Origin of the sequence: Streptomyces sp. NBC_00620 (genome assembly GCF_026341825.1) — a bacterium.
Classification (GTDB): domain Bacteria; phylum Actinomycetota; class Actinomycetes; order Streptomycetales; family Streptomycetaceae; genus Streptomyces.
This window is the reverse complement of record NZ_JAPENY010000001.1, coordinates 2,791,941-2,813,914: the sequence shown is the minus strand read 5'-3', so window position 1 is coordinate 2,813,914 and position 21,974 is coordinate 2,791,941. Positions and strand designations below refer to the sequence as shown.

Genomic DNA, 21,974 nt, shown 5'->3' with positions numbered 1-21,974 from the left:
GTACGAGGTCACCGGTCACTGAACGTCGAGGCGACTTGCTCCCTCTCCGCCGCGGTGGCGGGGGTGCCGCCCTCGGTCAGCGAATCCCGGTGGGTCTCGCGCAGGAACCAGACGGTCAGGGCGGTGACGGTGGCGCCGCCGCACAGCAGCAGTGCGACCGGCGTACTGCCGCCGCCGTCCGCGGCGACCAGGCTGCCCGCGATCAGCGGCGAGAACCCGGCACCGACCAGAGTGGCCAGCTGGTAGCCGAGTGAGGCGCCGGTGTAGCGGACCCGGGTGCCGAACATCTCGGTGAGCAGCGCCCCGAGCGGGCCGTACATCATGGACTGGGCGACGCCGTGGCCGAGGGCGACGGCCAGGATCAGCAGCCCCGGGGACTTCGAGTCGACCAGCGCGAGCACGGGGAAGGCCAGCGCGGCGGAGGCGACGGCACCGGTGAGGACCACCGGGCGGCGCCCGATCCGGTCGGACAGCGCGGAGGCGCAGGGCAGTACGACGAGTGCGACGCACGCGGAGACGGTGAGCGCCGTCAGCACCTGCGAGCGGGCGTAGCCGATGCCGGTGGCGTACGCGATCATGTAGCTGGTCAGCAGCGACTGGGCGGTGAAGGCGCCGATGCCGACGCAGCAGGCGAGCAGCAGTGCCCGCGGACGCCGCAGCACCTCGACGACCGGCAGCCGGGCCTCCGTGCGCTCCTTCTTCACCTCGGTGAACAGCGGGCTCTCGACCACCTTCAGCCGTACGAAGAAGCCGACCGCGAGCAGGACCACGCTCAGCAGGAACGGCACCCGCCAGCCCCAGGCGGCGAACTCGTCCTTGGGGAGTGTGACGACGAGGGTGACCACGGCCGACGACAGCAGCGAGCCGAGCGGGGCTCCCATCTGCGTGAAGCTGGACCAGAGTCCGCGCCGCCGCTCTCCGGCGTGCTCGACGACCATCAGGGTGGCGCCGCCCCATTCCCCGCCGATGGCGAGGCCCTGCACGACGCGCAGCGTGATCAGCAGCACGGGTGCCCAGACGCCGACGGTGTCGTACGTGGGCAGCACCCCGATCAGGAAACTGGCGCCGCCCATCAGTCCCATGGTCAGCAACAGCATGGACTTGCGGCCGAGCCGGTCCCCGAAGTGACCGAACAGGATGCCGCCGAGCGGCCGGGCGACATAGCCGGCGGCGAAGGTGCCGAAGGCCGCGATGGTGCCGACGGCGGGGTCGGCACCGGGGAAGAACAGCTCGCCGAAGACGAGGGCGGCGACCGTTCCGTAGACGAGGAAGTCGTAGAACTCCACGGCGGTACCGAGGAGTCCGGACAGCGCGACGCGTCGCAGCTGCCGGACGGATTCGGGGGTTCGCGGGGGATGTGAAGCGGGCGGGAAATCGGTTGGGGACGAAGGCATCGCGGTCTCCCTTGACCGGGGGAAGGACACCGCGAAGATAGGCGCCTGAATGACGGCGGTCAATAATGTGCACAACATCGACAGCATCGACAGCTCGTCGCGGCACCGCGCGCCCCGAGCGTCAGGCGGCGCGCCTCGCCACCGCGAAGATGCGGCGGAACGGGAACATCGTGCCGTGTTCCGTGGCCGGATAGGCCTCGCGCAGTGCGGCCCGGTACTCGTCGACGAAGGCGCCCGCGTCCGCGCCCAGTTCGGTGAGGACGGGCCGCAGCCCCGTCCCCTTCACCCAGTCCAGGACCGGGTCCTCGCCGTCCAGGAGATGGAGGTACGTCGTCTCCCAGACGTCGGTCTCGCAACCGAGGGCGGTGAGGTGTCCGAGGTAGGCGGCCGGGGTGTGCACCGCGTCGTCGTGGCGCAGGGCGTCGGCCAGGCGGTCCTTCCAGCGGGCGGAGTGGGCGAGTTCGCGCATCAGCCGGTGGCTGGGGGCGTCGAAGTTGCCGGGGACCTGGAAGGCGAAGGTGCCGCCGGGCGCCAGGCCCCGCACCCAGGCGGGGAAGGAGTCGGTGTGCCCGGGGACCCACTGGAGGGTCGCGTTGCTGATGATCAGGTCGTACGGGTCCGAGGGCGTCCAGGTCCGGGCGTCACCGGGGGCGAAGTCGAGGCGGCCGCCGCCGGAGGTGGGACCGGCCAGCGGCTCGGCCCTGGCCAGCATCTCCGGGGAGTTGTCGTAGCCGGTGATGTGCGCGGCGGGCCAGCGTTCGGCGAGCAGGGCCGTGACGTTGCCGGGTCCGCAGCCGAGGTCGGCGATGCGGGCGGGGTCGCGGGGCAGTGCGGGGACGCGGGCGAGGAGGTCGGCGAAGGGGCGGGCGCGGTGGTCCGCGTGGCGGAGGTACTGGCTCGGGTCCCAGGTGGGGGTGGTGGCGGGCATGGACGGGCCTCCAGGAAGTCACCGTTGGGGATCATTCGGGCAGGCCTTCACCCTCACACCCAAAGTATCTTGACGTCAAGAGACTTCATGTCGACACAACCACTACACTGATCGTCATGGAGGACGAGGTCGATCGGCTGGTCGCAGCATGGCGCCGGGAGCGCCCTGACCTCGACGTGGAACCACTCGAGGTGCTCAGCCGGGTGAGCAGGCTGGCGCGGCATCTGGACCGCGCGCGTCGGCTGGCGTTCTCCGAGCACAGCCTGGAGCCCTGGGAGTTCGACGTCCTGACCGCACTCAGGCGCGCCGGGAGTCCCTACCAGCTCTCCCCCGGCCAACTGCTCACACAGACCCTCGTCACCTCCGGCACGATGACCAACCGCATCGACCGGCTGACGAAGAAGGACCTGGTGGAGCGGCTCCCCGACCCGAGCGACCGCCGGGGCGTGCTGGTACGCCTGACGGACGAGGGCCGCGACCGCGCCGACCAGGCGCTGGCGGGCCTGCTGGAGCAGGAGCGCGCGATCCTGGCGGAACTGAGCAGGGCTCAGCGCGGAGAACTCGCGGGCCTGCTACGCCAGTTGACCGCCCCGTTCGACAACATCCCCGGTTAGGTCGACGGGCCCGACCCCCGCACGGCGGGCGAGCGCGACGGCGGCGAGGGTGGAGTGCACGCCCAACTTCCCGAGCACGTTCTGCATATGGGTACGGACGGTGTGCGGGGAGAGGAAGAGCCTCTCGGCCACGGCTTTCCGCCCCAGCCCGGCGACCATGCACCGCAGTACTTCCCGCTCCCTCGGCGTGAGCGACTCGACGAGCCGCTCGCTCTCGGTGCGGTGCTTGCGGGCGGCGGTGAGTTCGCGCAGCACCCCGGTGAGCAGGGCGGGCGGAAGATGGGTCTCGTCGCGCAGCACACCTCGTATGACGGTGAGCAGCCGCGACAGTGAACAGTCCTTGGCGACCCAGCCCGAGGCTCCGGCCTGCAGGGCGAGCGCGGCCCGGCGCGGATCGTCCTTCTCGGCGAGCACGACGGTCCGTACGGACGGCTGGCCTGACCGGACACCCGCGACGAGCGAGATCCCGTCCACGAGCCCGTCCTCGTTGCTCTCCTGGACGGGCACGGCCGGACGCATACCGGGCACGTTGCCGCCCAGGTCCGCGTCGACGAGCAGTACGTCGAATCTGCGGCCTTCCGCCGCCGCCCGCTCCAGGCAGCGCAGCGCGGCGGGACCGCTGCCCGCGGCGGACACGTCGACGTCGGGCTCGGCCGCGAGGGCGGCTGCGAGCGACTCGGCGAAGATGCGGTGGTCGTCGACGACCAGTACTCGGATGCGAACCACTGAAACCCCCACTGTCGGGGGACGACCGGTGCGGGTACGGCGCCCGAAATGATCCCGAAGCCGCATGTGCGACCCCGGAAGGCGGGGTGCCGCAGCCGCACGGCCGCCGCCGTGCCGTAACTGCTACCCCCACTTCGGGCGTCGTACCCGACTGTCTCGCCCCCTGATCAGCACCGGCCCCCACCGGCACTGTTCACAGAGTAAGGCCGGGGGCAGGGAGGGGAAGGCAATTCACAGAACTGATTGGCCAGGCCCGTTTATGGTGAGCCGTATGTTTCGTATTGAGACAGGAGTCGACAAAGAACGCCGCGAACTGCTCCGCAGGCAGCTGCTGGACGCCAACACGGCGGCGTCTCCCGTGCTCCGCGCGCTGCGCGGGACCCCGGGTGAACGTGAACTTCCGCTCCATATTTGGGCGTTGGACTCCGCCGGTGCCCTCGCGGGCGGGCTTGTCGGTCACACCTGGGCGACCTGGCTGCACGTCACCTACCTCTGGGTCGACGCCCGCCACCGCGGCACCGGTCTCGGCTCCCGGCTCCTCGCCGAGGGCGAGCGTCTGGCCCGCGAGGACCGCGGCTGCCGTGCCGCCCGCCTGGAGACCTGGGATTTCCAGGCCCCCGACTTCTACAAGAAGCAGGGCTACGAGGTGGTGTGCGTGATCCCCGACTATCCACCTGGGATCACGGAGTACACGCTGACGAAGCGGTTGGGCTGACCGGAATGGTTTTTCGCCCCCTCCGCCCCTACCCGTCCCTTGTTCCTGGGGGCTCCGCCCCCAGACCCCCGTATCGGCCTGAACGGCCTCGTCCTCAAACGCCGGACGGGCTGAAGGTGTTCAGCCCCTCCGGCGTTTGAGGAGCGGGGGTTTGGGGGCGGAGCCCCCAAGTGACGGGAATGGGAAGGGGCGGAGGGGGCGAAAACCCAACCTCAGCTCACACGCCGGGCGCCCTCCGACGGCACCGCCGGGAACACCCGAGGCGGGGTAAAGCCCGCGGCGGCGAACGCCTCCGTCACCGCCTTGGTGACCGTGTCCACGTCCGCGGCCTCCACGAGGACGATCGCCGAACCACCGAAGCCGCCCCCCGTCATACGGGAGCCGAGCGCCCCGGCGGAGTTGGCCGTGGCGACCACGAGATCCAGCTCGTCGCAGGAGATCCGCAGATCGTCCCGCAGGGACGCGTGCCCCTCGGTGAGAACAGGCCCGATCCCCCGCACGTCACCGGCGTCCAGCAGCCCGATGACCCGCTCCACCCGGTGGTCGTCGGACACGACATGGCGCACATAGCGGCGGACACGCTCGTCGGACAGCCGCGCGAGAGCCGCGTCGAGCCCCTCGTACGCAACATCCCGCAGATGCGAGACCCCGAGCACCCGCGCGCCCTCCTCACACCCCTCACGCCGCTCGGCGTACGCCCCGTCGCCCAGCGCATGCTTGACGCGCGTGTCGACGACCAGCAGCGAAAGCCCCTGAGCCGCGAGGTCGAAGGGAACCTGGCGGATGGTCAGGTCGCGGCAGTCGAGGTGCAGTGCGTGCCCGTCCGTGCAGCACGCGGACGCCGTCTGGTCCATGATTCCGCAGGGCACGCCGACGAAGTCGTTCTCCGCGCGCTGGGCGATACGGGCCAGCTCGGGACGGGTGAGGCCGAGTTCGTACAGGTCGTTCAGCGCCAGCGCCGTCACCACCTCCAGCGCGGCCGAGGAGGACAGACCCGCGCCCGTCGGGACGGTGGAGGCAAGGTGCACATCGGCACCCGCCACGGCATGCCCCGCCGCACGCAGCGCCCACACCACACCCGCCGGGTACGCGGCCCAGCTGGTGTTCGTGAGCGGCTCGAGCCCGTCCACGTGGAGCTCGACGACGGGCCCCTCGATGTCGGCCGAGTGGAGCCGCAGCACGCCGTCGTCGCGGCGCGACACCGCTGCCACCGCTGTGTGCGGCAGCGCGAGCGGCATCACGAAACCCTCGTTGAAGTCCGTGTACTCGCCGATCAGGTTGACCCGGCCCGGTGCCGCCCAGACGCCCTCAGGGGCAGCCCCGTACAGCTCCTCGAAACCCTCGCGAACCCCCACCTACTGCTCCCTTGCGATGTTCTGCGCGAACGCCCACGCGTCCGCGACGATCCCCGCGAGATCCGCGCGGGACGGGTTCCAGCCGAGCCGCTCGCGGGCGGTCGCGGCCGAGGCGACCAGCGCTGCCGGGTCACCGGCCCGGCGCGGGGCCAGGACCTCGGGGATCGGGTGCCCGGTCACCTGGCGGACGGTCTCGATCACCTGGCGGACGGAGAAGCCCTCGCCGTTGCCGAGGTTGCAGATCAGGTGCTCGCCCGGCTGAGCGGCGGTGAGGGCGAGCAGGTGCGCGTCCGCCAGGTCGGCGACGTGGATGTAGTCGCGTACGCAGGTGCCGTCCGGCGTCGGGTAGTCGTCGCCGAAGACGGAGATCGCCTCGCGGCGGCCCTGCGCGACCTGGAGCACCAGCGGGATGAGGTGCGACTCGGGGTCGTGCCGCTCGCCGCAACTGCCGTAGGCGCCCGCCACGTTGAAGTAGCGGAGCGAGACCGCACCGAGGCCGTGGGCATTGGCCTCGCTCGTGATCATGTGGTCGACGGCGAGCTTGGTGGCGCCGTAGGGGTTGGTCGGGGAGGTGCGCGCGGTCTCGACGATCGGGACCTCCTCCGGCTCGCCGTACGTCGCGGCCGTGGACGAGAAGACCAGCTTGCGGACGCCCGCCTCGCGCATCGCGGCGAGCAGCGCCATCGTGCCGCCGACGTTGTTGTCCCAGTACTTCTCGGGCTTCACGACGGACTCGCCGACCTGGGAGGAGGCGGCGAAGTGCAGGACCGCGTCGTACGAGGAGTCCAGCCACTTGGCGGCGTCGCGGATGTCGCCCTCGACGAAAGTCGCCCCGGCGGGGACGCCCTCGCGGAAGCCGGTCGAGAGGTTGTCGAGGACGGTCACCTCGTGTCCGGCCTCGATCAGGTGCTGCGCGACCACGCTGCCGACATAGCCCGCGCCACCCGTGACCAGGTACTTCCCACTCATGAACTCGCTACCTCTCGCAGTCGCTGAGCCGCGGACTCCGGCTGGATGTCGTTGATGAACACGCTCATCCCCGACTCGGAGCCCGCGAGGAACTTCAGCTTGCCGGACGTACGGCGAATGGTGAAAAGCTCGAGGTGGAGCGCGAAGTCGTCCCGGTTGACGCCTTCGAACTCCTCCAGCGCGCCGAACGGTGCCTGGTGCCAGGCGGAGATGTACGGCGTCGCCGGCTCGCCCTCACCGAAGATCCGGTCGAAGCGTCTCAAGAGTTCCAGGTAGACCTTGGGGAACTCTGTGCGGGCGTCCTCGTCGAGCCCGAGGAGGTCCGGCACTCGGCGGCGCGGGTACAGGTGGACCTCGTACGGCCAGTGCGCGGCGTACGGCACGAAGGCCACCCAGTGGTCACTCGACAGGACGACCCGCGAACCGTCCGCCAGCTCCCGGGCGACGACCTCGTCGAACAGGTTCTCGCCGCCGGTCGCTTCCTTGTGCGCGGCGAGCGAGCGCAGCATCAGGGCCGTACGCGGGGTGGTGAAGGGGTAGGCGTAGATCTGCCCGTGCGGATGGCCGAGCGTGACGCCGATCTCGGCGCCGCGGTTCTCGAAGCAGAAGACCTGCTCGACGGCGGGCAGGTGCGACAGCTCGGCCGTCCGGTCCGTCCATGCCTCCAGGACCAGGCCGGCCTGCTCCTCCGTCAGGTCGGCGAAGGAGGAGTCGTGGTCGGAGGTGAAGCAGACGACCTCGCAGCGGCCGGAGTCACCGGCCAGGGAGGGGAAGCGGTTCTCGAAGACGACGACGTCGTACGAGGAGTCCGGGATCTCGCTCAGCCGGTCGCCCTCGGAGGGGCACAGCGGGCACTCGTTCGCCGGCGGGTGGTAGATGCGGCCCTGCCGGTGCGAGGCGATCGCGACCGAATCGCCGAGCAGCACGTCGCGGCGCACCTCCGAAGTGGTGACGGTCGGGTCCAGTGGACGCCGGTCCACCGCGTCGCGCACCGCGTCGTCGCGTGAGTCGTAGTAGATGAGCTCACGACCGTCGGCCAGCCGGGTCGAGGTCTTCTTCACAGTCGGACTCCCCATCCGCGCCCATCAGAGCTTCGAAGCCCATCAAAGCTTCAAACAGAACCGAACACAACAAACCATTAAACACCACCTACGTCAACATCACAATCAAACAAAGGACACCATCAGAAGTGTTCATTTCTTGAAGGTGGAGGCGTAGGTTCCGCTTGGATCAGTTCGCGCAACGAAGCGAGTTCTCTATGCAGTCCCCCACGCATCTGCAGCCCCCCACCCATCTGGCCGCGTCCGGCATCGACCGTCTGGCGTCAGGCATCGACCTGGCGGCCGAACTGCGGCTCCCCACCAACGCACTCGACTACACAATCCTCGGCATCTACTTCGTCGTCGTCCTTGGCATCGGCTTCGCCGCCAAGCGCTCGGTGAAGACGAGCCTCGACTTCTTCCTCTCCGGGCGCTCACTGCCCGCCTGGATCACCGGTCTCGCGTTCGTCTCGGCCAACCTGGCCGCGACCGAGATCCTGGGCATGGCCGCCAACAGCGCGCAGTACGGCGCGTACACCGTGCACTGGTACTGGATCGGCGCCATCCCGGCCATGGTCTTCCTCGGCCTGGTGATGATGCCCTTCTACTACGGCTCCAAGGTCCGATCGGTCCCCGAGTTCCTGCTGCTGCGCTTCGACAAGTGGGCGCACCTGCTGAGTTCGGCCCTGTTCGCCTTCGCCGCCGTGCTCATCGCCGGCGTGAACCTGTACGCCCTCGCAATCGTCGTCGAGGCGCTGCTCGGCTGGCCGCAGTGGGTGGCCATCGTGGTCGCCGGCTTCTTCGTGCTCGCCTACATCACCCTCGGCGGTCTGTCCTCGGCGATCTACAACGAGGTACTGCAGTTCTTCGTCATCCTCGCCGCGCTCATCCCGCTCGTCGTGCTGAGCCTGAAGAAGGTCGGCGGCTGGGGCGGTCTGACCGACGCGCTCGACGCGAGCCACGGCCACGACTTCACGACCGCCTGGGGCGGCACCGGCATCGGCAGCGCCAACCCGCTGGGCGCCAACTGGCTGACCATCGTCCTCGGCCTCGGCTTCGTGCTGTCCTTCGGCTACTGGACGACCAACTTCGCGGAGGTGCAGCGCGCCCTGTCCGCGAAGAACCTCTCGGCCGCCCAGCGCACCCCGCTGATCGCCGCGTTCCCGAAGATCTTCATCGTGTTCCTGGTGATGATCCCGGGCCTGGTCGCCGCGGTCCTGGTGCCGAATATCGGCACGTCCGGCTCGGATCTCCAGTACAACGACGCGATCCCGTACCTGATGGAACAACTGCTGCCCAACGGCGTGCTCGGCATCGCGGTGACCGGTCTGCTCGCCGCCTTCATGGCGGGCATGGCGGCCAACATCTCGTCCTTCAACACGGTGTTCACCACCGACATCTGGGCGAGGTACGTGGTGAAGGACCGCGAGGACTCGTACTACGTGCGCTTCGGGCGGCTCATCACCGTCATCGGCGTCATGGCCTCGATCGGCACGGCGTTCCTGGCCTCGTCCTTCTCGAACATCATGAGCTACCTCCAGACGCTCTTCTCCTTCTTCAACGTGCCGATGTTCGTCGTCTTCATCGTCGGCATGTTCTGGAAGCGCGCGTCCAAGAAGGCCGGCTTCTGGGGTCTGCTGGCCGGTACGACGGCCGCGATGGTCAACTACTTCGTCCTCTACAAGCAGGACATCGTCGGCATCCCCACCGACCAGGGCGCGAACTTCGTGTCGGCGATCGCGGGCTTCGTGGCGGGCGCGGTGGTCATGGTCGCCGTATCGCTGTTCACCGCTCCGAAGACGACCGAAGAGCTGCAGGGCCTGGTGTACGGCACCGTCTCCCCCGGCATGACCGAGCCGCCCGCCCCCGGCGACGACGCCTGGTACCGCAAGCCGGCTCTGCTGGGCTGGAGCGCGATCGTCCTCGCGGCCCTCTGCTACATCCCGTTCTCGTTCTGATCGAGGAGGATTGGAGAAACCATGTCCGAGTTTTCCGAGAAGGACGTCCAGCGGGAAGTCACCGAACTTCAGGGCAAGTCCGCGACGGCCTTCCGCCTCTTCGACATCCGCCGCATCATCGGCGGCCTCTTCGTCGTCTACGGCATCATCGTCACGATCGCCGGCATCTCCCCGTCCGACGCCGACCTGGAAAAGGCCCAAGACGTCAACATCAACCTCTGGACGGGGCTGGCGATGCTTGCCCTGGGGGTGTTCTTCCTGGTGTGGCTGAAGCTGCGGCCGACCGTGCCGCCGGTGGTGGTTGAGGGGGCCGAGCCGCCGCCGTCGTCCTCGTCGCCGTCGGAGTAACTCCCTTGTGCGGGGCCGGGGTTCACTGCGGTTACTCCGGCCTCGTACGGTTATTCGGGCTGATCAGGGGTGAAGAGGTCGCCGGGGTCAGCCACGCCAACGGCCCGTTCCGACCAGATCTTGAGCTGGTCCAGATCGGTGCAGGCCCGGACGCGAAGCCGGACGGAGTCGGGGACCTGGAGGCCGCGCAACTCCAGGATCTTCACGATCATCTCGATGCGATCCTCAATACGCCCTTCGATACGCCCCTCGTTACGCCCCTCGTCCCTCAGCTGATCCGCGACCGGATTCTGGAAGAAGTAGTTCACCGGAGCCATCAAGTCCCTCCAAATCTCCTTCGCCTGGGAGTCCACCAGGCCAGACGTCACGAGCTGCGCCAACAGAGCCGCGCTTGCCGGGTCAATAGTCTCCAGAGCCACCGCGAGTGGTCCCAGTATCGCAGCGACACCCGGCCCTCTACCATGCGTAATCGCCGAGAGCACCGCGAGCGACGGGTCCCGCACGGCCTCCTTCTCATCGGTGATCACCGGCACCTGGTCCGGCCCGAGAACCATCGGCCGCACGACGAGCGAGGACCAGCCAGGCAGACCGAACCGGATGGGCTCGGCGGCCCAACGTGCGGTGGAACTGCTCTGGGTCATGACGACCAGCACCGGCTCACAGCGGTACTTCTCGTAGAGGTACGAGAGGTAGTACGGCCAACTCCCCCGTTTCCTCTCGTCCTTCTTACCCTGCGACTCCAGCACCAGCAGGAAGTCACCGTCCTCGGTGTGCACCCGCACCAAACTGTCCACACGCCGCTCGACCGGCTCGATCTCGGTCAAGTCGGTGTTCACCACCGTGAAGCCGCACGGTTCGGGGAACGGCACGTGGAACAGCCTCTGGAAGTTGCGGATCAACCCGGCCGTGTCCTTCTGACCGTAGTGATGCATCGCCTCATGCGACGAGCTGACCATCGGACCTCCTTTCCATCTGACGTGATCAACGAACTACGCCGCACCGAGGTCACACCACACGTACTTGCCCGTGTCGCCGCCCTGCCGCAGCGGATGCCAGCCCCAGTTGTCGGCGCAGGCCCGGACGAGGGCGAGGCCGCGGCCCGCTTCGCCATCGGGGGTCACCGTCAGCTCGTACGGGGGTGGTTCGGGGCTCGCGTCCCACGCGCCGATGCGGAGCACTCCGTTTCGGTACTGCAGGCGTAGGGCCGCGGGACCCTTCGTATGGCGTACGGCGTTGGAGACCAGCTCTGCTGCCAACAGCTCGGCGACGTCCGCGAGGCGGATCAGGCCGTGCAGGGTGAGGACCAGACGGACGGTGCGGCGGCAGACGGGGACGGCGCGGGGGTCGTGGGGGATGTGGAGTACGTACTCCCAGGGTTCGCTCTCTGTTTTGGGCATGGGTGAACTCCGGTTGGGGTGAGGGGGTTAGGGGGCGCTACGGGTAGCGGGCGGTGGCAGTTTCACCGCCGCCGTGGCATGGCGGGGTGGTGCGCTTCCGGGGTCCCGGGGTTCCGCAGTGTGTGCGTCGCGTCACTGACGGTAGAGCCACAATTTGGGACCGCGCAAGCCGCTGCCGTAATCTGCCCCTCGAACGAGTCACTGCCTCACGGCAGTTGGGGCAAGGAGGAAGTCATGGCGCGCAGGCAACAGCCGACCGCACGTCAGCAGCGCCTGGGCGCTGAGCTGCGGAAACTGCGTGAGGCTGCGGGACTCAAGGGACTTGAAGCCGCCGCACTGCTCGGTACGGACTCGGCACAGGTGAGTCAGATTGAGTTCGGCACGGCGGGCGTGAGTGCTGAACGCGTGCGCCGTCTCGCCGCCCATTACGCGTGCACGGACGAGACGCTGGTCGAAGCCCTGACGGCAATGGCGACCGACCGCACTCGGGGCTGGTGGGAGGAGTACCGAGGGGTCCTCCCGCCGGTGTTCCTGGATGTCGCCGAGTTGGAGCACCACGCAACTTCCCTGCGGGAGGTGGTCATCACTCACGTACCTGGACTTCTGCAAACCCCGGACTACGCCCGGGCCGTGTACTCGTACATGGTTCCGGGGCTCCCCGAAAGCGAATTGGAGCCTCGCGTGCAACACCGGCTGAGACGACGAGCTGTCATCGAACGCGACAGCCCCACCCCGTACGAGACGCTCGTCCACGAGTTCGCCCTGCGCATCCGGGTATCCGATCGCCCCACCGCCCGCGCTCAACTCCAGGAAATCCTGAACCAGATCGAGTGCGGTCACGCCACCGTGCGCGTCATCCCCACCGACCAGGACGGCTTCGCGGGCGCCGGAGCCTCGATGATGTACACCGGCGGTCCGGTATCCCCGCTGGACACTGGACTGCGCGATGCCCCGACGGGCACCGCGTTCATCGATGCCGAACCCCAACTGAAGCAACTTCGAACGCTGTTCCGTAGGGTGGAGAATGCGGCGCTGGACCCCACGGCGTCGCGGGACTTCATCCACCGTCTGTCGAAGGAACTGTGAGGCGCTTCCATGACCCAGGGCGTGCGCTGGCAGAAGTCCACCTTCTCCGACGGCGGCGACGGCAACACCTGCGTGGAACTGGCCACCACAGCCGCCCAGTTCGTCCACCTCCGCGAAAGCGACACCCCCACCACCCACCTCACCACCACCCCCGTCCCCCTGGCCCACCTCCTCCACCACATAAAGTCCGGCACCCATGCCACGCCCATGAAGTGAACTCGCCCTCGTTTCCCACCGGGATCACGCGGGAGGGACGAGCTGTTCGCGCACCCAGTCAGGATCGGGGTTGACGTGTGGCCGGCCCGCCACGAAGACCGTCGGTACGGTCTCATTGCCACCGTTGACCGCCCTGACCGCTGCCGCTCCAGCCGGGTCGCGCCAGATGTCGACCCAATGCAACTGGCGGGCGCTACGGCCCAACCGGATACGCAGTCGCAGACAGTACTTACAGCCCGACCGCCAGAAGACGACCGGCCGGCCGTCGACCGCGCTGCGGCGTTGCGCCTCCAGCGCACCGATCGACCTCGGGAAGATCAGAGGCGAGTTCACGCCTGCGAGCGGTACAAACACCAGCAGGAGTACTGCGGCCGCACCGGGGTTCCCCTTGAGGACTTGCGCAGTCGCAACGGCTGAGCCGCAGAGCACAAGCAGCATCGGCAGGATCCAAGCGCGCATCATGACGACGCAGGCTATCGGTGAGCCGAAATGCTCCTCGAACCAGACCGCACGTCCAGCGAATCCCCAACCGGGCAAACCCGTTCGAGAAATCGTTCGAGATCGTGGCACCCTGTGCGGCATGACTACGAACCGAAAGGTCCATGCCGCGTAGACGGCCAGGGCACATCCGGGCCGGCATCCCCCGCCGTACGACACCTGACGCGAAGCCGGTCATCGACGGCTTGTCCTCCCGTGCGATGTTCGAGATCTCCCATCTCGAGCGCACCCGCAATTACCTGCAGCCGGGAGACATCGGCAAAGCCGTGCGCCTGTGGAAGGACTACGTCCACCGCCCCCAGGGCCAGCTGTGGCACGACCACGAGTGGGGCAACTCGGACTGGGACTGCTGGGGCAGCCCTTTCGAAGCCCGCGCTCTCCTCGACACCGCGATGCGGGCCATGACCCCCCGAAGCGCCCGTGAACTCCGCCGGATCATCAGCCGCTTCGACACCGTCTGGAACCAGCCATCACCGCCGTACGGCGCGGACGGAGGCTAGCCTGGAGCTTCAACCCTGCACAGCCGGGACCGACGCCATTTCCGGAGGTCAGCGTGTGTGCTCTGGTCCTGATACTGGCATTTGGTGCCGCGTTGTTGATCATCGGCATCATCCAGGACAACCTCACGACGGCGATCTTCGGTGGCGTAGTACTCGCCTTGGTCGTGTGGGCTCTTCTGAGCCACCCCAAGGGCGACGCGGACAGCGACTACGCCGATGATGACGGCGAAGCCTGATACTCATGGACGGCAGCATCGCGAGCGGAATCAGGCGGTCCGCCGACAAGGCCGCGTGAGCCGCGAACCGTTGGTGAACCCGTCACCACGGCGACCGTTTACGTTCATCTCCTGGGATTCCTGAAGCAGGCGACAGGCCATGGCCACAGCCCTACGATCGCGTAATGCGCCTCTCCGAGCTCGAAGAAGCCAACGCCCGTACGTTGGCCCACTCCACCACCGTCCGGCCGGTCGCTGCGGGCGAGATCATCCGTACCCATCGCAAGAAGCACCCGTTCCGGGGCTTCGTCGAGATCGACTCCCCGTACTGTCCGCCGTTCGTCATGTTCTGCGTGAACGACGACGCGGTCGCCCTCGAAACGTTGTGGAACGGGCATTTCGGGTACGAGCCCGGCACCCTCGGCACCTGGGCACGGCTGGCCGAGCAGAGCGCGACGATCGCCGACGTCGGTGCGCACGTCGGGTACTTCTCGATGATCGCCGCGCTCGCCAACCCCGCCGCGAAGGTGCACTCGTTCGAGCCGGTGGACCAGGTCCACGCCCGCCTCGCGGTGAACGTGCGGGCGAACGGCGCGCAGAACGTGAAGCGCTACCAGGCGGGTATATCCAGCGAGGCCGGGTGGGCCGACATCAGCGTCCGCTTCTCGGCGAACCTCCTGTCGACGGGCTCGTCCCTGGAGCAGGTCCCCGACGGCGCCGAACTGAAGCGCATCCAGCTGCTGACCCTCGACGAGCTGTTCGCCGACACCAAGCTGGACCTCATCAAGATCGACGTCGAGGGACACGAGATGTCGGTCCTGAAGGGCGCTCGGCAGGTGCTGAAGCGCGACCGGCCGAACGTGATCCTGGAGGCGCTGGTCAACGCGCCGCTGGACCCGCTCCTCGAGGAGTTCGGCCCGCTCGGCTACGAGTGCAACTGGATCGCCGAAGCCGACGGGTCACTCGTTCCTTCGACCGAGCCCCGGCCGAAGGGCACGCGGAACCTGCTCTTCACGCCCGTCGAGTAGGACCCCGGGCCGCCCACCACGAGTGCCGGGGAGGGCCGGACGCATCGTCCGGCCACGCCCCGGCGTGGCTACCGCTCCCCCTACCGCGCGGCTACGGCGTATGCCGCGGATCCTGCGCGAGGTCGACGGACGACAGCGTCACCGGCCCCGCCCGGTCCAGCAGCCCCGTACGGGCCGCCAGCGCCGCCGCCTCCAGCCGTGACCCCACCCCCAGCTTCATCAGCACCCGCTGGACATGGGTCCGTGCCGTGGACGGCGCGATCCCCATGCCGGCCGCGATGAGCCGCGTATCCTCGCCGTCCGCGACCCGCACCAGGACCTCGACCTCCCTCGGCGTCAGCATCTGGAGCAGCCGCTGACCTTCGTCGTCGGGCTGCGCCGCCGGGTTGAGCAGTTCACTGAAGGCGCCCTGGAGCAACTGCGGGGCGACGGCCGCCTCCCCCGCTCTCGCCTTCATGATCGCGCGCTCGACGCCCTCTATGCGCTCGTCGTGGCGTACGTATCCGGAGGCGCCGGCCGCGAACGCGGCAGCGATGCCACGCGGGTTCGGGACCGGGCCCAGCACCAGGACCGCCACCTGCGGGCGCTCCTTCTTGATCTTCACCACCGGGTCGAAGATTCCCGGCTCGGCGGGCGTCGCCGTACCGATCAGGCACACCTCGGGTGCCCGTGTGATCACCAGCTCCGCCGCCCCCGCGGCGGGCGCGGCCGCAGCCAGCACCCGGTGCCCGCGCAACTTCAACGCCGAGGCCAAGGCCTCGGCGAGCAGTCGGTGGTCGTCGACCACCATGAGCCGCACTCCCATCGAGCAACCCCCCAGTTCCCCCAAGCATCCCCACTGGTTCCCCGTGGATTAGGAGCCCCCCGGCTCTCCATCACCCGGAAGCTACACGCTTGTTCGACGTTGCGCTTCCCCTACAGGAGAGAAGTGCCCCGGATTACCGAAATTCCTCGCATTCGGGAGTGATGAGAGGTTAGACCTACGCTAGTCGGTGCCGAATCCGAGCGCCGTGTACTCCTTCTCGTCCGCCGAGTACGGCTTGCTGATCAGGTCCTTGCCCATGAAGAGGCGGCCGCTGGTGTACAGCAGCTCGGAGCTCTTGGGGACCATGCCGCTGATGGCGCTCAGCACGCTGTCACCTGCCGGGGTCTCCAGAAGCGTCGTCTGCTTCAGCGACTTGCCGTCCACGGAGATGACCTGGGGGCCGACGTCGCTCGAACCGTCCTTGTACGCGAGGACGTTCCCGCCGTCCATGCGCATCGGGAAGATCTCATTGCCGTCGCCCGCGTCGATCTTGTCGCCGGTGGTCTTACCGGTGGCCAGCGAGAACGAGATGATCTCGTTGGTCAGGCCGTACTCGCCGGTGCCGTCGTGCTGCCTGGTCGGGACGTAGAGCTTGTCGTTGCCCACCACGATCGCCTTGCAGGCGTACACCTCTCCGACACCGCAGTCGTGGTCGTACTTGCCGTCCTCCAGCGTGATCTTGACCCGCAGCTTGCCGTTGTCGTCCAGCGAGAAGACGTCCGAGGCACCGGAGGCCGTGATGTCGGCGGAGTCCACGCCGAACACGACGGGCTTGGTGGAGATCACCTTGGCGTTGTCGATGCCACTGGGCAGCTTGTACGTCCACTTCACGCTGCCCGACTTCGGGTCGAGCAGCTGAACCTCGTACGTCTCGCTGCCGTAGTCACCGCACTTGCGGACCGCGACCAGCTGTTCCCCGCCCGCGTAGCCGACGTCCGCGCACGTGTCGACCTTCGGCTGCCACAGCGCCTTGCCGGACTTCACCTCGAAGGCGGCTCCGCCGTCGTAGCCGCCGCCGACCGCGACGGTGGTGCCGGAGATGGTGACTTCCTCGAACGCCGCCTTCCGGCCGCTGATCGCCGCGGTCTTCGTCCAGAGCTGCTTGCCGGTACTCACGTCGAAGGCGGTGACCTGCGTGCAGTCCTGGTGATCGCCCTTGCTGTTGCGCTTGGCCCCCTCGGTGACCACGGCGGCGATCCCGTCCGCGGTGACCTCCCGCGAGCCCGCGCAGGTCTGGCCGGACAGCGGGAGCGTCCACTTCTCGCTGCCGGTGTCCGGGTCGTAGCCCACGATCTCGTTGACGCCGCTCTTGGCGTACACCGAGTCGGTGAGCCAGGAGCCCACGACGCTGTCGATCTGGTCGTCCTTGACCTCCGGCGCGGGCACCTGGAAGAGGACCTCGGCGGCCGGGTCGGCCGGAGCCTTCTCCAGGCCGGTGCCGCCCGAGGTGTCCCCGCCCGTGTCGTCCTTGCCGCCGGTGCCGCCGGTGGTGTCCGAGGAGTTGTTCTTGCTGTCGTCCCCGCCGTCCGTGCCGGAGGAGTTCGCGTACCAGACACCGCCGCCGACGATCAGCGCGACGGCCACCACGGCCGCCACGATGATGACCACCGAGCTGTTGAACTTCCGCCCGCCGCCTCCGCCTTGGGGCGGCTGCGCGTAGGGAGGCTGCTGCTGCGGATAGCCGTACTGGGGCTGCTGCTGGCCCGGGTAGCCGTAGCCCGGCCCCGGCTGGCCTGCCGGGGGCGGGGTCTGCGGATAGCCGTACGACGGCTGCGGCGAGGCGGGCGGGGCCGCCTGCGGGTAGCCGTACCCCGGGCCCTGCGCGGGCGGCGGGGGCGTCGGGGAGCCGAAACCACCCGGAGGCGGGCTCTGAGGCGCGCCGAAGCCTCCCGGCGGCGGGTCCTGCGGTGCGCCGAAACCACCCGGGGGCGGGTCCTGGGGCGCACCGAAGCCGCCCTGCGGGGGCTGGTTCGGGGGCGGCGGGGGCGGCGGCTGGGTCATGACGTGTGTACCTCGGAAGTGGGGACGATGGAGGAGGTGGGCGGGGAGACCTGAGAGGTGATGCCGAGGCCGGTCACTCGCCGAACGCCAGCATCAACTTCTCCTTCTCCTCGCCCGTGCCCGTCAGCCGGGTGGTGGAGATGTAGAAGCGCCCGTCCACGTAGTCGACCGTCTTCGAGTAGAAGCCGTTCTCGATGTCCGCGGTGCCCGCCGGGTTCTGCAGCAGCTTGGTGGTCTTGTGGCTGCTCCCGGTCGTCGGGATCGACACGACCTGGCCGCCTCCGTCGTACGACGGCTGGACGTACGCGATGAGATTCGTGCCGTCCATCTTCAGCGGCAGCATCGACTCGTCCGCCGGGGACTTGACGCGCCACTTCTCCTTGCCGGTGTCCAGGCTGATCGCGACGATCTCGTTGGCGCCGGTCGTCGCCTCGGTCGGCAGGTAGAGGGTGCTCGCGTCGGCGGCCGTGCCCACGCAGCCCTGGAGGTCACGGGCGAGGATGGCCCAGCCGCACTCCGGCGCGAAGGACTCGTCGACGTCGACCTGGGAGCGGAGTGTGCCGTCGTTCTTCAGCGTGGAGACGTTCCACTGGTCCTTCTCCTCGTTGGTGAGGTAGAGGACGACGGGGTCGACGGAGTAAGTACGCGCGACCGTCCAGCCCTTGGGGATCGTCTTGGTCCACTTGACCTTGCCGGTCTTCGGGTCGAGCTCCTGCACCTCGTCGTGCTCGTTGTCGTTGCCGGCACCGCAGGAAGCGACGGAGAGCAGCTTGGTGCCGCCCGTGAACCCCGAGGGGTAGCAGGCCTGCCCGTACTTCTCCTTGTCCCACAGCTTCTTGCCGGTGGCTGCGTCGTACGCGGTGCCCGACATCGAACGGCCCACCATCAGGGTGTCGCCGACGAGGGAGAGTTCGATGGACAGGGCGCTGTCGAAGAGCGCGCCGTCGGCGACCTTCGCGGTCCAGCCCTTCGCACCGGTGGCGAGGTCGATCTCCTGGAGCTGGTTGCACTTGGCGCTGTCGCTCGCACCGCTCATGTAGGCGATGACGATCTTCTCGTCGGACGTCTTCTGCGTGGTGACCGCGCAGATCTTCTGCGGGAACGCAAGCGCGTCCCAAGCGGGCTGCCCGTCACCGACGTTGTACGCGAAGATCTGCTTGTACGCCGCCTTCACCGCGACCTTGTCGGTGATCCACAGGCCAGGAGCGTCGGCGCCGGAACCGGGCGCGTCGGGCGCCTCCTTGTACCAGAGCACCTTCGACTCACCGGCCTGCCGGCCCTCGTTGAGGTTCTCGGGGTCGTCGCCGCCGTCGCCACTGCCGTCACCCGGGTTGACCGGGCCGTCGGAACCCGTGGCCTTGCCGTCGTCGGCACTCTTGTCCGCGACCGGCTTCTTGCCGTCGTCACCGCCACTGCTGCTGACGGCGAACACGGCGCCGCCGATGACGAGCAGCGCGGCCACCGCGGCACCGATGATCACCGCGGGCTTGCCGCGGAAGGGGTTCTTGGTACCGCCGCCGGGGGGCGGGGTGCCCGGTGCGCCCGGGTACTGCGCCTGGGGCGGGTAGCCGTAGCCGGGGTGCTGGCCGTAGGGGCCGGACTGGCCGTACGGGCCTGGCTGTTGGGGCTGGCCGTAGGGGCCCGGCTGCTGCGGCGGCTGGCCGTACGGGCCTGGTTGGCCGTAGGGGCCGGGCTGTTGGGGGTAGCCGTAGCCGGGCTGGGGTGCGCCGGGAGGCGGCGGGGTCTGCGCGGGCGCGGGGGCGTGCGGGGGTTGCGCGGGGGACGGCGGAGCGCCTTGGGGCGGGCCCGGAGGGGTGCTCGGCGGCGTGTTCGGGGGCGCGCCGAAACCGCCCTGCGCCCGCGGGTCCTGCGGTGCGCCGAATCCACCTTCCCCCGGCTGGTCCTGCGGTGCTCCGAAACCGCCCTGCGGCGGCTGACTCGGCGGCTGACTCATCAGCGCGTCCCCCTCTTCACTGATGTGGCGCCCCACCGGCGGCGCTGGATTCCCGCCATACCCGGTGGTTCTCAGACTTTTCTCAGACGGCTCTTTCTATCACTGTGGCGGCCTATGACACCGGGCCGGTGCTCCCCCTGTTCCCAAGGGAGGACCGGCCCGTGATGCCCTCGTTACGCGCCTTCACGGGGCCTTCACGCCCCGCGCGCGGCACCCTCGCGAGGGCGTACGCGTGCAACAAGCGCGGGTTTCGCAGGGCACGAGCGGGGTGCGGTCAAGTACCGCGCGCGGCACGCGAATTGCGCACGCCCGGCGTGCACGGCGCACGCGCCGCGGCCTACGCGTCCTCCGCCAGCTCCAGCCAGCGCATTTCCAGCTCCTCGCGCTCCCCCACCAACTCCCGCAGCTCGGCGTCGAGTTTGGCGACCTTCGCGAAGTCCGTGGCGTTGTCGGCGATTTGGGCGTGCAGCTTGGTCTCCTTCTGGGAGACCTTGTCCAGCTGCCGCTCGATCTTCTGGAGCTCCTTCTTGGCGGCGCGGGCGTCGGCGGACGAGGCGGCCTTGGCGGTGGGCGCCGGCGAGGAGGCGAGTACGGCGGCGGCCGCGACCTCCTCCATCTTCTTGCGGCGTTCCAGGTACTCGTCGATCCCGCGCGGCAGCATCCGCAGCGTGGCGTCGCCGAGCAGTGCGAACACGTTGTCCGTCGTCCGCTCGATGAAGAACCGGTCGTGGGAGATCACGATCATCGAACCGGGCCACCCGTCGAGCAGGTCCTCCAGCTGGGTGAGGGTCTCGATGTCGAGGTCGTTGGTGGGCTCGTCGAGGAAGAGGACGTTCGGCTCGTCCATCAGCAGGCGCAGCAGCTGAAGCCGCCGCCGCTCACCGCCGGAGAGGTCCCCGACGGGCGTCCACTGCTTGTCCTTGTTGAAGCCGAACGTCTCGCAGAGCTGCCCCGCGGTCAGTTCGCGCCCCTTGCCGAGGTCGACCCGGTCGCGTACGGCCTGGACGGCCTGCAACACCCGCCAGGTGGGGTCGAGTTCGGCGACCTCCTGCGAGAGGTAGGCGAGCTTGACGGTCTTGCCTGTGACGATCTGTCCGGCGACGGGCTGCTTCTCGCCGTCGCTGCGGGCGGCGTCGGCCATGGCCTTCAGGAGCGAGGTCTTGCCGGCGCCGTTGACACCGACCAGGCCCACCCGGTCGCCCGGGCCGAGGTGCCAGGTCAGATGCTTGAGCAGCACCTTGGGACCGGCCTGGACGGTGACGTCCTTGAGGTCGAAGACGGTCCTGCCGAGCCGGGAGCTGGCGAACTTCATCAGCTCGGAGCTGTCCCGCGGCGGCGGCACGTCCGCGATCAGTTCGTTGGCGGCCTCGACGCGGAAGCGCGGCTTGGACGTACGGGCGGGGGCGCCGCGCCGCAGCCAGGCAAGCTCCTTGCGCACCAGGTTCTGCCGCTTCACTTCCTCCGTGGCGGCGATGCGCTCACGCTCGGCGCGCGCGAAGACGTAGTCCGAGTAGCCGCCCTCGTACTCGTACACGTCGCCCTTCTGCACGTCCCACATGCGGGTGCAGACCTGGTCGAGGAACCAGCGGTCGTGGGTGACGCAGACGAGGGCCGAGCGGCGCTCGCTCAGGTGCCGGGCGAGCCAGGAGATGCCCTCCACGTCCAGATGGTTGGTCGGCTCGTCGAGGATGACCAGGTCCTGGTCCTCGATGAGCAGCTTCGCCAGGGCGATGCGGCGGCGCTCGCCGCCGGAGAGGGGGCCGATGACGGTGTCGAGTCCCAGCGGGAAACCTGGCAGGTCGAGGCCGCCGAACAGGCCCGTCAGTACGTCCCTGATCTTGGCGTTGCCCGCCCACTCGTGGTCGGCCATGTCCCGGATGACCTCGTGCCGGACGGTGGCCTCGGGGTCGAGGGAGTCGTGCTGCGTCAGTACCCCGAGGGTCAGGCCGCCGGAGTGCGTGACCCGCCCGGTGTCCGCCTCCTCCAGCTTGGCGATCATCCGGATGAGGGTCGTCTTCCCGTCGCCGTTGCGGCCGACCACGCCGATGCGGTCGCCCTCGCTGACGCCGAGGGAGACTCCGTCGAGCAGTGCACGTGTGCCGTACACCTTGCTGACGGACTCCACATTGACCAGGTTGACGGCCATTTCTCTCCTGACAAGGGGGACGATCGACCCTCAAGGGTAGTCCGCGCGTCGGCGTGGGCTGAGCCGCGGTTTTTTCGCCCC

The 21,974-nt window shown here is 68.8% G+C and carries 22 protein-coding genes; 9 read left to right on the top strand and 13 right to left on the bottom strand.

Annotated features, from left to right (window positions below):
* Positions 1-8: 8 nt before the first annotated feature.
* Positions 9-1,394: an MFS transporter gene (locus tag OG246_RS13050; protein WP_266460385.1), complete on the bottom strand. Its 1,386-nt coding sequence runs from the start codon at positions 1,392-1,394 to the stop codon at positions 9-11.
* Between the two features lie 121 nt (positions 1,395-1,515).
* Positions 1,516-2,322, bottom strand: a complete 807-nt coding sequence (locus tag OG246_RS13045) for a trans-aconitate 2-methyltransferase (protein WP_266460383.1) — start codon at positions 2,320-2,322, stop codon at positions 1,516-1,518.
* Between the two features lie 116 nt (positions 2,323-2,438).
* Here OG246_RS13045 and tamR point away from each other — a divergent pair, with 116 nt between their 5' ends.
* The gene (tamR, locus tag OG246_RS13040) at positions 2,439-2,936 is read left to right on the top strand and encodes a MarR family transcriptional regulator TamR (protein ID WP_266460380.1); all 498 of its coding nucleotides are present in this window, start codon (positions 2,439-2,441) and stop codon (positions 2,934-2,936) included.
* Here tamR and OG246_RS13035 read toward each other — a convergent pair.
* On the bottom strand, positions 2,895-3,662 hold the full coding sequence (locus OG246_RS13035) for a response regulator transcription factor (protein ID WP_266460377.1): 768 nt from the start codon (positions 3,660-3,662) through the stop codon (positions 2,895-2,897). The two genes, tamR and OG246_RS13035, sit on opposite strands and share 42 nt — an antisense overlap.
* A gap of 259 nt (positions 3,663-3,921) precedes the next feature.
* Here OG246_RS13035 and OG246_RS13030 point away from each other — a divergent pair, with 259 nt between their 5' ends.
* Positions 3,922-4,377, top strand: coding sequence for an N-acetyltransferase (locus tag OG246_RS13030; RefSeq protein WP_266460376.1), 456 nt, complete (start codon positions 3,922-3,924; stop codon positions 4,375-4,377).
* A 212-nt stretch (positions 4,378-4,589) separates the two neighbouring features.
* On the opposite strand, the gene galK is transcribed toward OG246_RS13030, so the two are convergent.
* From galK to galT, 3 genes are read right to left on the bottom strand one after another with little or no spacing between them, the layout of a single operon-like run.
* Complete coding sequence (gene galK / locus OG246_RS13025) at positions 4,590-5,732, bottom strand: galactokinase (protein ID WP_266460372.1); 1,143 nt, start codon at positions 5,730-5,732, stop codon at positions 4,590-4,592.
* Positions 5,733-6,701 (bottom strand): UDP-glucose 4-epimerase GalE, encoded by a 969-nt coding sequence (gene galE, locus OG246_RS13020; RefSeq protein WP_266460369.1) that lies wholly within the window; start codon positions 6,699-6,701, stop codon positions 5,733-5,735.
* A complete protein-coding gene (gene galT, locus OG246_RS13015; RefSeq protein WP_266460366.1) occupies positions 6,698-7,762 on the bottom strand; it encodes a galactose-1-phosphate uridylyltransferase in 1,065 nt (354 codons plus the stop codon). The genes galE and galT overlap by 4 nt, the downstream gene beginning before the upstream one ends.
* 197 nt (positions 7,763-7,959) lie before the next feature.
* Between galT and OG246_RS13010 the strand changes: the two genes are divergently transcribed.
* The gene (locus OG246_RS13010) at positions 7,960-9,699 is read left to right on the top strand and encodes a sodium:solute symporter family protein (protein ID WP_266460363.1); all 1,740 of its coding nucleotides are present in this window, start codon (positions 7,960-7,962) and stop codon (positions 9,697-9,699) included.
* 21 nt (positions 9,700-9,720) lie between these two features.
* Positions 9,721-10,047, top strand: a complete 327-nt coding sequence (locus tag OG246_RS13005) for a hypothetical protein (protein WP_266460361.1) — start codon at positions 9,721-9,723, stop codon at positions 10,045-10,047.
* A 50-nt stretch (positions 10,048-10,097) separates the two neighbouring features.
* On the opposite strand, the gene OG246_RS13000 is transcribed toward OG246_RS13005, so the two are convergent.
* Positions 10,098-11,003 carry a hypothetical protein gene (locus tag OG246_RS13000; RefSeq protein ID WP_266460358.1) on the bottom strand — a complete coding sequence of 302 codons (906 nt, stop codon included), beginning with the start codon at positions 11,001-11,003 and terminating at the stop codon, positions 10,098-10,100.
* A 33-nt stretch (positions 11,004-11,036) separates the two neighbouring features.
* Positions 11,037-11,444, bottom strand: coding sequence for an ATP-binding protein (locus OG246_RS12995; RefSeq protein WP_266460355.1), 408 nt, complete (start codon positions 11,442-11,444; stop codon positions 11,037-11,039).
* Between the two features lie 234 nt (positions 11,445-11,678).
* On the opposite strand from OG246_RS12995, the gene OG246_RS12990 reads away from it, so the two are divergent.
* Together OG246_RS12990 and OG246_RS12985 are read left to right on the top strand one after the other, a co-directional pair.
* On the top strand, positions 11,679-12,530 hold the full coding sequence (locus OG246_RS12990) for a helix-turn-helix transcriptional regulator (protein ID WP_266460351.1): 852 nt from the start codon (positions 11,679-11,681) through the stop codon (positions 12,528-12,530).
* Positions 12,531-12,539: 9 nt separating this feature from the next.
* Entirely contained in the window at positions 12,540-12,746 is a 207-nt protein-coding gene (locus OG246_RS12985; protein ID WP_266460348.1) for a DUF397 domain-containing protein, read from the top strand.
* 24 nt (positions 12,747-12,770) lie between these two features.
* On the opposite strand, the gene OG246_RS12980 is transcribed toward OG246_RS12985, so the two are convergent.
* Positions 12,771-13,208, bottom strand: coding sequence for a glutaredoxin domain-containing protein (locus OG246_RS12980; RefSeq protein WP_266460346.1), 438 nt, complete (start codon positions 13,206-13,208; stop codon positions 12,771-12,773).
* A gap of 140 nt (positions 13,209-13,348) precedes the next feature.
* Between OG246_RS12980 and OG246_RS12975 the strand changes: the two genes are divergently transcribed.
* From OG246_RS12975 to OG246_RS12965, 3 genes are all read left to right on the top strand, one after another.
* The gene (locus OG246_RS12975) at positions 13,349-13,744 is read left to right on the top strand and encodes a hypothetical protein (RefSeq protein ID WP_266460344.1); all 396 of its coding nucleotides are present in this window, start codon (positions 13,349-13,351) and stop codon (positions 13,742-13,744) included.
* Positions 13,745-13,797: 53 nt separating this feature from the next.
* On the top strand, positions 13,798-13,980 hold the full coding sequence (locus OG246_RS12970) for a hypothetical protein (RefSeq protein ID WP_266460342.1): 183 nt from the start codon (positions 13,798-13,800) through the stop codon (positions 13,978-13,980).
* A 164-nt stretch (positions 13,981-14,144) separates the two neighbouring features.
* Complete coding sequence (locus tag OG246_RS12965; RefSeq protein ID WP_266460339.1) at positions 14,145-14,987, top strand: FkbM family methyltransferase; 843 nt, start codon at positions 14,145-14,147, stop codon at positions 14,985-14,987.
* A gap of 91 nt (positions 14,988-15,078) precedes the next feature.
* Here the strand turns inward: OG246_RS12965 and OG246_RS12960 are convergent, their stop codons facing one another.
* From OG246_RS12960 to OG246_RS12945, 4 genes are all read right to left on the bottom strand, one after another.
* Positions 15,079-15,792: a LuxR C-terminal-related transcriptional regulator gene (locus tag OG246_RS12960; protein ID WP_266460336.1), complete on the bottom strand. Its 714-nt coding sequence runs from the start codon at positions 15,790-15,792 to the stop codon at positions 15,079-15,081.
* Positions 15,793-15,972: 180 nt separating this feature from the next.
* Positions 15,973-17,793 carry a PQQ-binding-like beta-propeller repeat protein gene (locus OG246_RS12955; protein WP_266460333.1) on the bottom strand — a complete coding sequence of 607 codons (1,821 nt, stop codon included), beginning with the start codon at positions 17,791-17,793 and terminating at the stop codon, positions 15,973-15,975.
* A 73-nt stretch (positions 17,794-17,866) separates the two neighbouring features.
* Positions 17,867-19,747, bottom strand: coding sequence for a PQQ-binding-like beta-propeller repeat protein (locus OG246_RS12950; protein ID WP_266460331.1), 1,881 nt, complete (start codon positions 19,745-19,747; stop codon positions 17,867-17,869).
* Between the two features lie 337 nt (positions 19,748-20,084).
* Complete coding sequence (locus OG246_RS12945) at positions 20,085-21,893, bottom strand: ABC-F family ATP-binding cassette domain-containing protein (RefSeq protein ID WP_266460328.1); 1,809 nt, start codon at positions 21,891-21,893, stop codon at positions 20,085-20,087.
* Positions 21,894-21,974 lie beyond the last annotated feature (81 nt).

Coding starts and splice junctions, on each gene's coding strand:
- OG246_RS12965 (WP_266460339.1), top strand. CDS start 14,145: ATGCGCCTCTCCGAGCTCGAAGAAGCCAACGCCCGTACGTTGGCCCAC.
- OG246_RS13030 (WP_266460376.1), top strand. CDS start 3,922: ATGGTGAGCCGTATGTTTCGTATTGAGACAGGAGTCGACAAAGAACGC.
- OG246_RS13045 (WP_266460383.1), bottom strand. CDS start 2,322: ATGCCCGCCACCACCCCCACCTGGGACCCGAGCCAGTACCTCCGCCAC.
- OG246_RS12955 (WP_266460333.1), bottom strand. CDS start 17,793: ATGACCCAGCCGCCGCCCCCGCCGCCCCCGAACCAGCCCCCGCAGGGC.
- OG246_RS12990 (WP_266460351.1), top strand. CDS start 11,679: ATGGCGCGCAGGCAACAGCCGACCGCACGTCAGCAGCGCCTGGGCGCT.
- OG246_RS12945 (WP_266460328.1), bottom strand. CDS start 21,893: ATGGCCGTCAACCTGGTCAATGTGGAGTCCGTCAGCAAGGTGTACGGC.
- galE (WP_266460369.1), bottom strand. CDS start 6,701: ATGAGTGGGAAGTACCTGGTCACGGGTGGCGCGGGCTATGTCGGCAGC.
- OG246_RS12960 (WP_266460336.1), bottom strand. CDS start 15,792: ATGGGAGTGCGGCTCATGGTGGTCGACGACCACCGACTGCTCGCCGAG.
- OG246_RS13010 (WP_266460363.1), top strand. CDS start 7,960: ATGCAGTCCCCCACGCATCTGCAGCCCCCCACCCATCTGGCCGCGTCC.
- OG246_RS13000 (WP_266460358.1), bottom strand. CDS start 11,003: ATGGTCAGCTCGTCGCATGAGGCGATGCATCACTACGGTCAGAAGGAC.
- OG246_RS13005 (WP_266460361.1), top strand. CDS start 9,721: ATGTCCGAGTTTTCCGAGAAGGACGTCCAGCGGGAAGTCACCGAACTT.
- tamR (WP_266460380.1), top strand. CDS start 2,439: ATGGAGGACGAGGTCGATCGGCTGGTCGCAGCATGGCGCCGGGAGCGC.
- OG246_RS12995 (WP_266460355.1), bottom strand. CDS start 11,444: ATGCCCAAAACAGAGAGCGAACCCTGGGAGTACGTACTCCACATCCCC.
- OG246_RS12985 (WP_266460348.1), top strand. CDS start 12,540: ATGACCCAGGGCGTGCGCTGGCAGAAGTCCACCTTCTCCGACGGCGGC.
- OG246_RS12950 (WP_266460331.1), bottom strand. CDS start 19,747: ATGAGTCAGCCGCCGAGTCAGCCGCCGCAGGGCGGTTTCGGAGCACCG.
- OG246_RS12975 (WP_266460344.1), top strand. CDS start 13,349: ATGCCGCGTAGACGGCCAGGGCACATCCGGGCCGGCATCCCCCGCCGT.
- OG246_RS12980 (WP_266460346.1), bottom strand. CDS start 13,208: ATGATGCGCGCTTGGATCCTGCCGATGCTGCTTGTGCTCTGCGGCTCA.
- OG246_RS13050 (WP_266460385.1), bottom strand. CDS start 1,394: ATGCCTTCGTCCCCAACCGATTTCCCGCCCGCTTCACATCCCCCGCGA.